Raw genomic sequence first — 13,723 nt, forward strand, 5'->3', positions numbered from 1 at the left:
GCAGGCCGCCACCCTCATACAGCGCATGGAGCAACGCCCGCTGACCGGGCGCGACCTGCGCAACGTCAGTCCGGGGGTGCGGGGGGTGGTCTTCGCGGCGATCGAGGAGCAGGCTCCCCACAGCTATGTGACGTGGCGTGCGGGAAGAGCCACCATGTACGGCCGGGTGGGGGACGTACCGGACCGGACAGAGTATCGCCCGATCGCCGGAAGGGTGGAGGAGCTGGATTGGGCCGCCTGGAGTGCGATAAGGGCGGGGATCAGCCCTGAGCAGTTCATCGAGGATGTTCGTAATCGGGAGTTCGATGAACACACGGCTCGGGCTGCCTATGCTCGTGCCGACGCCGCAATCCAACAACTGCTGGCTGGGACGTATCGGCCGGGCGGGGGTGCAGGTGACCAGACGGGTGGTTTCGAGGGGCCAGAGCTGGGCGGGCCGTCCGTTTTCCGGGCGGCTCTCGATCCCAGAACGGCGAACCAGCACGATGAGCTCGATCGAGCCAATCTCGATGAAGCGGTCAGGAAACGTCAAGACACGATCCAAGATCTCGATGGCCAGATCCGTGACCTGAGCGCTGATCCGGGCGCCGATCCGGCGATCATGGAAGGGCTCCACGGCTCTTTGCGAGACGAGCAGGCGCTCCTGGAACGTCTGATCCGAGCCCGGGACACGCTGAACCTCCCAAGCACGGTGGATTCCGGCCACGACGGTGACGATACGGCCGTTCTGAACCTCCGGCCGGCCGATGCCACCGGCAGCACGGGACACGACGGAGCAGGCCACAAGCCGGCCCCCCCACGTCACCTTCAATCCCGACGACCGCCTCAACTGGTGGTCGAGCAGCCGTAGCGCCAGAACCTCCGACGGAAAGCTGATCCCTGACGATGAGCAGCACTGTGTCAGCGCCACCGTCGTGACCCGCTGACCTGGGCACCGGCGGTGGGACCCCGCCCGCAAACCGCTGATCTTTCTTGTCACAGACAGGGGCACAGGTCCCGACACTCAACCAGATGGGGAGTCCGTATGCTTTACGAGTTGGCCACACTTTCCGTGCGCCTGTGGTCGATTCCTAAATTGCTGTCCGCCCTCGATCGATACACCGCTGCCGCGCCGGGGAGGCTGCTCGGTTGCTGGGAGACAGAGATCGGGGAAATCCTCACCCGTCTTCTCGTGCTCCGTGGCTTCGCCGACGCCGAGGAACTCTCCGCCGAACGCGAGCGGCTGTTGCTAGCCGATGATCCGTTCGACATCGGCGAGCACCTGGTCGGCATGCGGCTGGAAACGTACCGGATGTTCAACTTCGTTCCCGACGTGGAGCCAGGCGAGTACGGCAGCGTGTACGAGTTCCGCACCTACGAGCTCAAGGTCGGCGGACTGGCGCCGACCATGGCCGGGTGGAAGGCCGCCGTGCCCGCCCGCACCGCCATGTACCCGCTAACCGCCGCGATGTACGGACTCGACGGCGCACCGCGAATCACCCACATCTGGCCGTTTCCGGATTTCAACGCCCGTCTCGCCATCCGCAAGGAGTCCTACGACACCGGCATCTGGCCGCCGCGCAACGGCCCGGAGAACATCGCACACGCCACCTCGACCATCGCCATCCCGACACCGATCTCTCCGCTGCGCTGATCCGAAGAACTGATTCGCGGTCGTCTTGAAACCATCCGGATCTTGACGCTGTCACTCTTTCGGCTGACTCGAAAAATCGGTGCTCAGCTGGGCGCGCGGCAGCACCCGGCGGAGCGTCAGCGGAGCCGGGTGGTGTGGCGGTGGGGGTCAGGCGGCAGTGCCGTCGCTGGCTTGGAGGATCACCTTGTGGCCAGTGAGCTGTTCGATCTGGCGCATGAGGGTCCAGGCGCGGCGTTGTTTGTTGATCCGGGAGTCGTAATGATCGGGACCGAGGTCTTGGTCGTCGGTGTCGGGATCGGCCAGCAGGTGATAGACGATCGTCAGGGCGGAGTTGCCGGTGGCGACCAGGGCACGTTTCTTGCCGCGGCGTCGGGCGATGCGTTTGTAGCGTGCGCCTAGGAAGGTGTGGGTCCGGGAGGCGCCGATCGCTATCTCGCCGAGGGTGCCGCCCAGCCAGGGGTTTCCCTTGCCGGTCGTAGCGCCTTTCTTCTTCCCGGCGGATTCGCGGGTCTTGGGAGCGAACTTGGCCCAGGACAATCACCCTCCCGAGGGATGTGACCCATAACGTTACCGAGTCACCTCGTGCCCACCCGACGACGAGCAGGGCCGCAGCGAGCCGACGAAGGTGAGTGTGACAGGTAATTGAGATTCTGTGTCACACTGACCAAGCGCCGCCCGAGCCCTTGCTTAGCGCGCCTTTTCCGACGCTCGGTGCTCGTTAACCCCCGGCACCACCAACGACCGCAGAGAGTTAAGGCTGGGGCTTCGTCCACGCTCCGGACATCCACCCGTTGATCTCGCTAAGACGGCCCCGCCACAAGCTCACTGGCAGTTCGCGGTCGCCGGCGAAGAAGACGGCGTCACGGAGGTGAACGAAGGCCGCTGGCACGGGGGGCAGTCCGTCCTTGCGGCCAGGGAGTGTTCGGGTCCCGGGACTGTCTCTCCGAGAATTAGCGCTAAGCGTGGGTGTGTCAACTTAGCTTTATCGGCCCTTGTGGGCGATCTCGCCGGTCATCTCGCGGGCGGCGAGCACGTCACGGCTTTTCGCCGAGTCATCGATCAGCACCGTGCCCACACCCTCCTCAAGACACCACACTGTGACCACACCGCGCGGGCCGATATCAGGTCGACGTGTCAGCGCAGGGGCGTCCGTGGTGTGACGAACACGTTCAGCCGCCAAGGTCGCCGATGAAGTCCGTCAGCAGCGCGGCGAACTGTTGCGGTGTCTCCTGGTGCGGCGCGTGGCCGGCGTGGGGGATCAACTGCACCTGTCCGCGCCACAGCGCAGGGATGGTGAGCTTGCGCAGGTAGTCAAGGTTGACCAGCTGCTCACCGGCGCCATGCAAGATGGCCAGCGGCCGGCGGAGTTCTGCGACGATCGCGACCTCGTCCGCGAACCGACCCTCGCCGACGCTGGAGCCCAGCCCTGCGCGCGCCGCGCCGTCGGTGGCCAGGATGTCGGATACGAACTCGCTGGTTGCCAGCGCCGAGCCGGGCGCGGTGAAGCTTTCGGCAAATGACCGCGCCTCGGACTCGCTGAGGCTCGCGCTGCCGATGGCGTTCATCACCGGGTTCGGCAGGAATGCCTCCGTAAACTGCGCGGCTGACGCGACCGGCGGCGCGCCGAAGATGACAAAGCCAGCCGCGTCCTGCAACGTCGGCGCGGCCTCCAGAACGATCTGGCCGCCCATGCTCCATCCGACGACGACCGCGTCGGCGGCACCGAGCGTCCGGGCGAAGTCGGCGAGCACGGCGGCGTATCCCGGCAGCGAGTAGTCGGACTGGTCCCTGGCCGGCTCGGACTGCCCGTGGCCGGGCAGGTCCAGCGCAAGGCAGCGAAACTGCCGGCCGAAATTACCTGTCAGCACTGGGAGCCAGGTTCTGGCCGAAGACGAGTTGCCGTGGACGAAGATGACCGCACGGTCGTCTTGGCTGCCCCGGCCGCCGGGGCTCTCCAGGTAGGCAATCTGCTGCCCAGCGATGTTTACGGTCAATTGCTCCACTTGCTGCCTCTCGATTCTGATGGCCGTCTTACCGGGCTGTCCGCGCCGTTGCCTACCCTAAATCCCGCGCGGATTGGTGGGCTGTCACGGGCGTCGTGACGGCCGGCCAGCCACATCCTCGATGACCAGGCCGGACAGGCCCGAAAACACCACATCGACCAGCTGATTGACCTCAAACACACCTCGGCGTGACAGGACGATACCCTCCGCTACCACCGAAAGTGCGACAGAGCCGTTAACAATGGACAGACCTAGTTGTGGCCGGCGAACCGCCGTTTCTCAGCGGAAACGCTCGTCCAGCATTTCGTACATGTCCGGAGGGAGTTCGCATTCGCCGGCCTTGATGCGGTCCAACAGTTCGCTCCATGCCTTCACGGACACGAACAGCTTCGGGCCGTCGGGATCCTTACTGTCGCGGATCGCAACGACGAGTTCACCCTCTTGCGGGCTCACCGGCACGGCGGTCATATCGTCGAACTCGCCGTCTTTGACGCCGAGGACGAAGGCCTGCCACTCATCCGGCGTGTAGTACAGCGAGGTCCCGTCAGAGGTGACCGAATCTCGCAATACGACCATACGCGCAGCGACCTTGTGCTTAACCGGCACATCCTCGCCGTCAACGAAGAGCAGTCCCAGAGTTCCGGATACCTCGTCCATGATCTCCCCTCTCACGTCCATGCTGTGACTCATCTATACGAGGGCGCAACGTCACTGTTCCAGGGCCAGCTGGACCAGCATCTTCGGGGCCGAGCGGCGTACCAGGACACCGCGGCCAGGCGGGAGCGGCCGGGCCCGCTGGTCGCCGATGACGGGCCCTTCGGAGGGGTCACCGGAGAGCACCAGGCCGTCGGTGCCGAGTTCGCTCAGCCGGCTCAGTATCGGCTCCGACATCTGGCGGCGCGTCAGCCCGGCGACCCGGCGGGCGGCCACCACGTGGAAGCCGACCTCCCGGGCCTGCGGCAGGAAGTCGACCAGGGGCGTCAGGGGCGACTGCCGGCTGGAGGACACCAGGTCGAAGTCGTCCACCACCAGGAACAGTTCGGGACCCTCCCACCAGCTGCGATCGCGCAGCTGCTCGACCGTCACGTCGGCCGGGGGCAGCCGCTCGGTGAGCTTGTCGGCGAGGGCCTGGGCGACCGCCGTCGCCGCGTTGGCGTCGCCGGCGTAGGCACCGAGGTAGCCCGGAGGGACCAGGCCGAGCAGACCGCGCCGGAAGTCGAAGATGACGAACCGCACTTCGTACGCCGTGTAGCGGGCCATCATCCCCCAGATCCAGGTGCGCAGGAACTCCGTCTTGCCCGAGCCGGAGTCCCCGAACACCAGGAAGTGCGGGTCGGTGTCGGAAAGGTTCAGGTAGACCGGCCGCAGATCGTGCTCGGCGATGCCCACCGGGACACCGGGCGTCTCGTCCTCAACCGGGATCTCCATCTCCTCGACGGTCAGCCGTTCGGGCAGCATCCGGATCGCCGGCGCGGCCGCCCCCTCCCACCCATCGCCGATCTTGGTGAGCGCATCGGCCTGGGCCTCGGCGAGTTCGCCCACCGTGCCGCGGCCGTCCAGCCGGGGCAGCGCCACCTGGAACTGGGTGCCCGGCGGGGCGAGGCCGCGGCCGGGCGGCACGCTGCCGAACGCCCGGGCCACCCGGCGGTTGACCTCGGACTCCGACGGGTCGTTCAGCCGGAGCTCCAGGCGTCCGCTGATGCTGTCGCGCAGCGCGGTGCGGACGTCGCCCCAGCGGTTGGCGGTGAGGACCAGGTGCACACCGACACCGAGACCGCGGCCCGCGATGTCGTACACGGCCTCGTCGATTCCCTCCATCTCACCACGGGCGGCACCCCAGTTGTCGATCAGCAGGAACACGTCGGCGGTCCGCATCCGCTGCGGCAGCCCGCCGGCCGCACGGCGCCGCCGGAACTCGGTCGCCGAGTCGATGCCCATTCCGCGGAACTGGAGTTCGCGTTCGCCGATCAGCTGGCGGACCTCGGCGAGGACCCGCCGCGCCTGCGCCAGGTCGTGCCGGCCGGCGACCCCGCTCACGTGCGGGGAGCGTTCGAACGGCAGCAGCGAGCCGCCGCCGAAGTCGAGGCAGACGAACTGCGCCTCGTCCGGGGTATGGGTGAGCATCGCCGACAGCATCAGCGTGCGCAGCATGGTGCTCTTCCCGGACTGCGGGGCGCCGATGACCATGAGGTGGCCGGCCTGCACGAAGTCGGGCACCAGCGCCTGCTGCAGCTGCTGGAGCGGGATGTCGAGGACACCGACGGGGAACTGCAGCTGGCCGCGGGACGGCCACCACTCGGCCGTCAGGCCGCGTTCAGGACGGACCGCGACCGGGCCGATCAGGTCGTCCAGCGGGAGTGCGGGGGGCAGCGGCGGCAGCCACACCTGGTGGGCGGACTGCCCGACGGTGGCCAGGCGCTCCACGATGACCTGCATCTCGGTCGGCCCGGTGATCAGCGGGCGGGGCCGTTCCTGCTCCTGACGGTCGTGCGGCTCGGCGTCCGGGTCGGGCGGCACCCGCAGGCCGAATGGCGCCGGTCGGACGAGCGACGGCCCGGCCGGCACGTGGTCCCGTGCGGACTGGTGCGGTCCGGAGACGTGGGCGACCCGGAACCGTTCGTACACCGCGTCGGTGACCTTGAGGTAGGCCGATCCGGGGATCGGCGGCAGCTGGTAGGCGTCCGGGGTGCCGATGACGACGCGGGACTCCGCGGCGGAGAAGGTGCGCAGGCAGATGCGGTAGGACAGGTTCGCGTCCAGGCCGCGCAGCTTGCCCTCCTCCAGGCGCTGGGTGGCCAGCAGCAGGTGCATGCCCAGGGAACGGCCGACGCGGCCGATCTGGACGAACAGCTCGATGAACTCGGGCCGGCTGGAGAGCAGTTCACCGAACTCGTCGACGATGATCAGCAGGTAGGGCAGGGGTGGCAGGGGGCTGCCGTCCGGTGCGGTCTGCCCGGCCGCGCGGCGCAGCTGGTACTCGCGGACGTTGTCGATGTTGCCGGCGTCGCGCAGGATCCGCTGACGCCGCTGCTGCTCGCCCACCAGCGCGTCGCGTACCCGGTCCACCAGGGCCAGGTCGTCGATGAGGTTGGTGATCATGCCGGCCACGTGCGGCAGCTCGGTCAGGCCGGCGAAGGTGGCGCCGCCCTTGAAGTCGACCAGCACGAAGCTGAGCAGTTCCGGGGAGTGGGTGGTGGCCAGCCCGGTGACCAGGGTGCGCAGCAGCTCGCTCTTGCCGGAGCCGGTGGCGCCGACGACCAGGCCGTGCGGCCCCATGCCGCCCTGCGCGGACTCCTTGAGGTCCAGCAGCAGCGCCTGCCCGTCGGCGGTGAAGCCGAGGGGCATGCGCAGCACGGCTTCGTCCTCCACTCCGACCCAGAGCCGCTGCGGGTCGAAGGTCTCCACGTCGGCGATGCCGAGCATGCGCGGCAGCGACATCACTTGGGAGAGGATCTCCTCCTCGCCCTCCGTGGACAGCCGTAGCGGCGCCAGCTCCCGGGCGATGGACTCGCACAGGACCGGCTCCGGCCACTCGGCGAGCACGTCGGTGGGCTGCTGGGGAGGCGGAGCGCCCCGGTCGGTCGGCCGGACGTCCAGGGTGAGCGCGCCGGCGCGGTCGACGCGCACTCGTACGTCGGCGCGGGTCGGCTCGTCGTTCTCTCGCTCCACCACGCACAGCACGGTGATGGCACTGTGCGGACCGGCCGCCTGGAGGAGTTCCGCGGCCACCGGGGAGCGGGCCCAGGCGGCCCTGGGGTCGTAGCCGTCGAGGACCACCACGAGCCGGCGCCGACCGTCCGGCGCGTCCCGGCCGACCAGGCCGCGGTGGGGCGCCGGCTGCTCCGCGACCCGGTCCAGGACCGTTTGCAGGTGGTCGGCGACGTCGTCGAAGTCCTCGGCGACCAGCGGGACGACGCCGGCGTTCCCGGTGGCGTCCGGTTCGTGGGTGTGCGGCAGCCACTTGGCCCACTCCCAGTCGCCGTTTCCGGCGACGATGACCACGCCCACGTCGTCGGGGGCGTGCAGCACCCCGATCTGGCAGACCACGGCGCGGGCGACGCCGCGGGCCACCTCCACGGGGCCCAGCACACTGACCACGCCGCCGCGGGACAGGTCGACCACCGCGGGCTGGCTGCCGACGGTGGACGCGGAGGCGATCAGCCGGTCGGCCGCCTCCTTGGCCCGGGAGTCGTACTCCACCGTGGGGTCGTTGCGGGCGGACAGGCGAATCGGAGTGGACAGCGGGGCCGTGCCGACGCCGACGCACACCCGCAGGAAGTCGGCGTCGGTGATCCGGCGCTCCCAGACCCGGCGGCGCCGAGCGGCGATCGCCCACAGCCGGTACGGCGACGGGTACGTCCACGCGGCGACCACCCGCTGGGCCTCGGCGACCTCCTGGGCGGTCTTTCGGACCTCCACCAGGTGGGCGAGGTAGCGGTCACGGGCCCGCAGTTTGTCCTTGCGCGCGCTCCCGCGCATCTGCAGGCGGATGCCCACGGTGGTGCCGATGGAGAGCACCACGAAGCAGATGCCCATCAGGATGAGCACCTTGCGGCCGCCGGACATCAGATAGGCGGCCATGCTGATGCTCGACAGCAGCGGCATCAGCATGACCAGCCAGTTGGTGGAATCCCGTCCGACGGGCTGCGGCGGCGCGGCGAGCACCACCGGTTCCGTCGGGAGCTGCGGCGGCAGGACCCGGGCAGGTCGGTGGAAGATGATCCGGGACATCAACGCTCTTCGTCAGTGACGGTGGCATGAGGGAAGCGGGGATGACCCGCATCCCGGCTCTCCCACCGTAGGAGTTCGCCGTCGGCGACGGGTAGCCCCCGTTCCCGCACCCGGGGACGCCCCCCATCGGGGACGCCGATCAGCGTGTGTCGTTCAGGCCGGGGAGGCGGGGAAGGCGGGAGGGCGGGCTGCCGGGGCGCCGGTTCGGGACCTTCGGCACCACGTTCCCGCTGTACCGTGTCGGCGTCTGCTGCAGTTGGTCGATGATGTCGGCGAGGTTGCCGGTCACCTCGTTCATCCGCTCGGCGCGCTGGGCGGACAGTGCCTCGGCGGCGTCGTTCACGGCTTCCATCACCAGAGCGGACAGCCTCTCCCGGTCGTCGGGGTCGATCACCGAGCGGTCGATGTCCAGCCCGACCAGCCTGCCCTGGCCGGAGACGGTGGCCCGGACCAGGCCGTCACCGCCGTAGCCGGTGGCCTCCATCGACTGCATCGCGGCCTGGACGTCGGCCACCTCGTAATTCATCTGCTCGGCGCGGCGGGCCAGCGCCTCGAAGTGGTTCTGGGGGGTCTCCGGCATGGGGATCGGTCTCCTTCGGTGGCCGGGCCGGCCGGACGGCCGACGGTGGATCGTTCGGCGAGCAGAGATGACGCCGAGGCGAGCGAGCGCGGTTGTTGATCGCCGGCGCAGGGGCGACCCGTGGGCGGACGGCCGGTCGGGTCGCCCCATCGCATGACGTGTCCGGGGTGCTCTATGCCGCGCCGGGGATGGTGGCGAGCGGCCGGTCGATGGTGATGACGGTGACCGAGACGCACGCGGGCACGAGTTCCTTCGTTCCGTCTTCCCTGGTGATCCAGACCTTCGCGCAGAACGTGGGCGAACGCCAGAGGTCGTCGGCTCGCGCGGCTCCCCCCTGCACTACCGTGAAATCGTCGGGGTGCCAGTCCTGCGGGCTGGGCGACAGGTCCAACAGGTCGGACAGTGGCGGTAGGCCGGGCAGGTCCTGGGGATGGGCTGTTGCGGTGGGGGTCAGGACGGCCCAGTGGCTGGATCCAGTGCGGTCCGGCTTCGCGATAGTGATCGGCACGCCGGTTCCATATGTCTTGATTTCTCCCTCGGGCTCGAGAACGCGTATCTGGTAGCCGGTGTAAGGGGAGATCAGGTGCTTGATGATGTCGACCTCGGCGTCAGGGGTCGTCGTGCGGTCGGCGGCGGCGAGGGTATCGACGATGTCCTCGATGCCCGGGTCCGTCTTGTCGCTTGCCTTCCTGATCTCTTGCCAGGTCCTCCTGATCCCTTGCCAGGTCTCCTCGTCCAGCAGGTCAGGACGTTCACGGACCGCTTTCGCCAGAAATTCGCGCAGGTCGGTGTCGGTGGTGATGGGGGTGTAGCGGTCGGCCGCCAGTCTGTCTTGGGTCGCGGCCCGTACGGCGTGAAGGAAGCCGCCGGTGGCGGGTCCGATGAGCAGGCCGTTCTTGCCCATGCTCTCCAGCTGAGCGGCGGTCAAAGCAGCGGGCGCACCCGCCGGTTCCGGCTCGGTGGGCCGGATCTCGATGTCGGGCTCGATACCGGCGACCGGGCGGGGGTGCGACCCGATCGTTGCGGCCGCTTCGGGGACGAGTGCCCCCCAGCCCGCCGGTGCGGCCGAACTCGGATCGGTACGGGCCAGCACCACCCGTGGCGCCTGCGGGTCGCCGTAGGCGCGCACCCGCCCGTCGGCACCCACGACCAGCAGGTTCATGCCTGTCAGGTCGGCAAGGGCAGCTGGGGCCAGTGCGTGGACGATCGGTTCCCAATGACCCGGCCGGTCGAACGCACGCCGGATGTACCCGTCGGCTGAGCGATCGGCCAGATGGGCACTGATCTGCTCGAACACCGCCTGCCGGTGGTAAACGGACAGGTTGTTGTCCAAGTGCTCGACCACGATGCGGTCTTGGAACTCCGCGAAGACCATCGCGCCCATCGGGCCCACATAGGTCCAGGGCAGGTGTCCCGCCTCGGTTCGGGGCAGATGTCCGGTCGCCAGTTTGCGGAGCGTCGACGCGTCGCCGACCTGCTCGCCGTCGACGGTGAGCTCACCGCCGACCGCATCGATCAGCGCTTGGAACACCGCGTTCGGGCCCGTCCGCAGTGCGCCGAACCGTACCTGGTGCTCGCGCGCCCACTTGTCCTGGGCGGCGCTGATGCCCGCCGGCATGAGGTCACCGGCCGGTTCGGCGTTCAGGTCACCGTCCCAGCCGGTGGCCGGCGTGAACGGCCCCTCCAGCTGATCGGCCGCGAGCGTGAGCCCGTTGATATCGACGACCAGCCCCAGCCCCGCTCTGTCCAGCGACGCCTTGACCTCGTCGTTCCAGGCGCTCACCCGACCGCTCGGGTCGGCGGAGTCGAACTTCACCAGCCGCATTTCATCCGTGGTGTCGATCGCCACCCAGGACCGCGTACCGTCGAAGACCAAGGCCGCGCCCCCGAACGGGATCGCCTCGACCAACTCTCGCAGCGACGACGACGCCACCCACTGATCGGCCGCGATCCCCGACGGAGGCCCGCCCTGGGTGATCTGCCCAGTGGCGGCGGGCACACCCACGCCGCCGCGCTCGTCGAACAGCGCCTGGAACAGCTCGACCGCCGCGCCCAGACTCAGCCCGGAAGTGATCACACCGGCAGCGGTCCGTTCTCCCGCGCCCGGAGAAGCCGGATCGCCGAGCCCGGGGATCCTGCCGAGACCATCGACCGTTTCGCGCAGATCGTCCGGAGTCCGCGACAACACCGCACCTTGGGCTGCATCGCCGGGTGCGCGGGTGGGGGCGGACCGCGGCACCGACGCACTCGCCTGCCAGCGTTCGGCCACCCCGCGCAACCAGGACGCGACGGCCTCATCCCCACCGGCGGCCTTGGTCGCGTCGAGGGCCCGGCCCAACCTGACCAGCGCCGGGTCGGACAGGTTCGGGCTGCTCAACGGGGACCCGCCCGCGAACCGCCCCGCCGCCGGCGGCAGTGCCACCCACCGCCGCCCCCCGAGGTCTTCGTCCGTGATCGGCGCGATGAAGACCGGCCGGCCCTTCCCGTACCGGTTGACCGCACCGTCCCGCTCGACCACCCGCACGGCCAGGCCAAGCCGGTTCGCGAAGAACGGCACCACCTGCTCGGCGAGCTGTGGCCAGTACCCCGAATCAGCGGCCGACGTCGCCTCGATCGAGGCGATGATTTCATCCAGCGCCTGACCACCATTGATCCGTGCACCGATCTGTTCACTCAGCGTCCGAGCGGCCTCGTCGTCGGCCGGGTTTTCACGCTGGTAATAAAGAGCTTCGTAGATCGAGTACACCACCTGCCAGAAACCCGGATGGGCGTCGGTGAGCTGACGAATCTTGCCGGCCAGCAACGTGCGCAGATCCCCCGCACTCTTGACGAACACCCCGTCGGTGGTGGTGAAACCGCCGTCGGTGGCCTGCACCAGCGCCTCCAGCAGGCCGTCCGGACCGGCCGGGACCTCGACGAACCGGAAGTGATTATCCAGCGCCCATTTCCGCTGCGCCGTACTCGCCCCCGCCGACGCCCGGCCCACCGGCCCAACCGGTACGACCGGTTCGGTTCCGTCGACGATACGGCTGATCGGGGCGGGCGTACGCCGCCCGCCGGCCACATCGGCCGGCCGGGTGATCGCGCCCAGTGCCAGCGGCGGACCGACCGGCGCCAGCCCGATCCACTGATTCCCGGAGCCGGCCGTGCTCCCTACCAGCTGTGCGACGGTGACCGGTTGTCCTCCCTCGCGGAAGGACACCTGCCGCCCGTCGGCATGCAGGATGGTGACGCTCACCCCCAGGTAATGGTGCACCAGCACCTGCAGCATCGGATCGGTCAAGAAGCCACCCTCAACACCAGCGATGAGCTCTGTCCAGGCCCGGCCATCCGCCATGCGCTGGAAGGCGTCTCGCTGCCCCTCAGAACCGGCGGTTCCTACGTACTGGTCCTCTACGTACTGGTCCGTAATGTCCATCCAACGCAGCGAACCGGGCCGGGCGGGGTCATCCTGCATCGCCCGCGCCAACTGCGTCCGCAGCCCGCGCAGCCCACCCAGCAGCGCCTCTACCCCAGCGACGCGGCCGACGGCCTCCAGCGCATCGAAGGGATCGCTGCTTCCGCGCGGCCCGACAAAGACCATCCCGGTCTTGGCCGCCCATTCCACCTGCTGCGGCGACAACCCATCCAGCACCGGATCGTCCGTCGCCGCCGGTGCTCCCATCCAGCGCGGCTTGCCGCCCGAGTCGGAACCTTGGGCAAGCACCAACGTCGGGCCCGACCCATAAGCGCTTATCCGCCCATCAGGGTGCAGCACCAGCAGGCTCTTCCCGAGGAACTGGCTGATCAACGGCGGGGCGACGCTGTCCTCCAGTTCCGGCCAAGTCCCCGTCAGACCAGTGATACTGCGGAGAATGTAATCCCACGCAGCGGGTTGCCGGCCTTCCTCGTCTCTCAACGAGCGTTCGACAAGCCCTTGCTCTTTGGCCGGCGACAAAGGGCCATCGAGCATGCTTCGCATCCTGGCCTTGTACGCCGACGCCCACGCCTCCTTCACGCCAGGCCAGGCCAAGCCCTCTTCTGCAGAATCGTTCCGCATCCAACGGCCCAGCAGAGAACGTAGCTCCGCTGGATCATGGACTACCCGGCCCTCTGCGATGACCGAACCACCGGACGCCGCGAGTACCGCCGCGTACAGCGATTCGGCGCCCAGCGCCGCAACATCCCGTCGGGCCGACTCTTGCCCTTCGACGAACCGGAAGCCCCAGGACTGCGCCCAACGCGCCTGCTCCCACCTGATCCCCCCGGGCAGCCCGAAATTCGACCGGGCACTTCCACGGTCCGAGCCGCCGTCATCGGCAGCGAACGTCTCCTCCCGCACCGGTAGCGTGTTCGGCGTTTCTGGGGTTTCGGGTATCAGAACTCTTCCAACGAATCGGCTGTACGCCCCGTCCCCGCCCTTGACCTGACCACCGCCGATGGGGGACGGGCCGCCGGCTTCCCCGGCCTCCACGGCGGTTGACGCGATGCGGGAGTCGGACGTGTCGGTGCCAGACGCCGCCGACAGCGGGATCGTGTCGAAATTCAGGGCTGGAAGCCCCCCAGTCTGCGCCGCCACAGGCTGCTGGACTGTGGCGACCTCTGTGGCGACCTCTGTGGCCGCGCCGGTAACGCCGGCCATGGGGTCGCTGACGCCCGGAAGGTCGGTTGATGGCGACACGAACCGCCTCCGCCCATCAGGGAGCGTCTGCTTTACCACTGCAGCGGCTTGCAGGCATGCGCTGATGCTTTGGCTCGACTTACGCCACACGTATCGCTCCATTTTGCTGTTCATTT

8 protein-coding genes are annotated in these 13,723 nt (G+C 68.8%); 2 read left to right on the forward strand and 6 right to left on the reverse strand.

Annotation, left to right across the window (positions count from 1 at the left end; all coding sequences use genetic code 11):
* A partial coding sequence (locus NE234_RS43515; RefSeq protein ID WP_252787041.1) for a hypothetical protein occupies positions 1-850 on the forward strand: 850 nt, incomplete at its 5' end.
* A gap of 174 nt (positions 851-1,024) precedes the next feature.
* Positions 1,025-1,633 (forward strand): NIPSNAP family protein, encoded by a 609-nt coding sequence (locus NE234_RS43520; protein ID WP_252787042.1) that lies wholly within the window; start codon positions 1,025-1,027, stop codon positions 1,631-1,633.
* A gap of 147 nt (positions 1,634-1,780) precedes the next feature.
* On the opposite strand, the gene NE234_RS43525 is transcribed toward NE234_RS43520, so the two are convergent.
* The 6 genes from NE234_RS43525 to NE234_RS43550 form a co-directional block, all read right to left on the reverse strand.
* Positions 1,781-2,170, reverse strand: a complete 390-nt coding sequence (locus tag NE234_RS43525) for a hypothetical protein (protein WP_252787043.1) — start codon at positions 2,168-2,170, stop codon at positions 1,781-1,783.
* 632 nt (positions 2,171-2,802) lie between these two features.
* Positions 2,803-3,636, reverse strand: a complete 834-nt coding sequence (locus tag NE234_RS43530; RefSeq protein ID WP_252787044.1) for an alpha/beta fold hydrolase — start codon at positions 3,634-3,636, stop codon at positions 2,803-2,805.
* A 279-nt stretch (positions 3,637-3,915) separates the two neighbouring features.
* Positions 3,916-4,293: a DUF397 domain-containing protein gene (locus NE234_RS43535; RefSeq protein WP_252787045.1), complete on the reverse strand. Its 378-nt coding sequence runs from the start codon at positions 4,291-4,293 to the stop codon at positions 3,916-3,918.
* Positions 4,294-4,344: 51 nt separating this feature from the next.
* On the reverse strand, positions 4,345-8,367 hold the full coding sequence (gene eccCa / locus NE234_RS43540; protein ID WP_252787046.1) for a type VII secretion protein EccCa: 4,023 nt from the start codon (positions 8,365-8,367) through the stop codon (positions 4,345-4,347).
* A gap of 139 nt (positions 8,368-8,506) precedes the next feature.
* Positions 8,507-8,947 carry a YbaB/EbfC family nucleoid-associated protein gene (locus tag NE234_RS43545; RefSeq protein WP_252787047.1) on the reverse strand — a complete coding sequence of 147 codons (441 nt, stop codon included), beginning with the start codon at positions 8,945-8,947 and terminating at the stop codon, positions 8,507-8,509.
* A 172-nt stretch (positions 8,948-9,119) separates the two neighbouring features.
* The gene (locus NE234_RS43550; protein WP_252787048.1) at positions 9,120-13,721 is read right to left on the reverse strand and encodes a hypothetical protein; all 4,602 of its coding nucleotides are present in this window, start codon (positions 13,719-13,721) and stop codon (positions 9,120-9,122) included.
* Positions 13,722-13,723 lie beyond the last annotated feature (2 nt).

The organism is Actinoallomurus rhizosphaericola (genome assembly GCF_024055675.1).
GTDB classification, from domain to species: domain Bacteria; phylum Actinomycetota; class Actinomycetes; order Streptosporangiales; family Streptosporangiaceae; genus Actinoallomurus; species Actinoallomurus soli.

Bases quoted from the DNA above. Each gene is read 5' to 3' on its own strand.
- NE234_RS43535 (WP_252787045.1), bottom strand. From the start codon at position 4,293: ATGGACGAGGTATCCGGAACTCTGGGACTGCTCTTCGTTGACGGCGAG.
- NE234_RS43520 (WP_252787042.1), top strand. From the start codon at position 1,025: ATGCTTTACGAGTTGGCCACACTTTCCGTGCGCCTGTGGTCGATTCCT.
- eccCa (WP_252787046.1), bottom strand. From the start codon at position 8,367: ATGTCCCGGATCATCTTCCACCGACCTGCCCGGGTCCTGCCGCCGCAG.
- NE234_RS43550 (WP_252787048.1), bottom strand. From the start codon at position 13,721: ATGAACAGCAAAATGGAGCGATACGTGTGGCGTAAGTCGAGCCAAAGC.
- NE234_RS43545 (WP_252787047.1), bottom strand. From the start codon at position 8,947: ATGCCGGAGACCCCCCAGAACCACTTCGAGGCGCTGGCCCGCCGCGCC.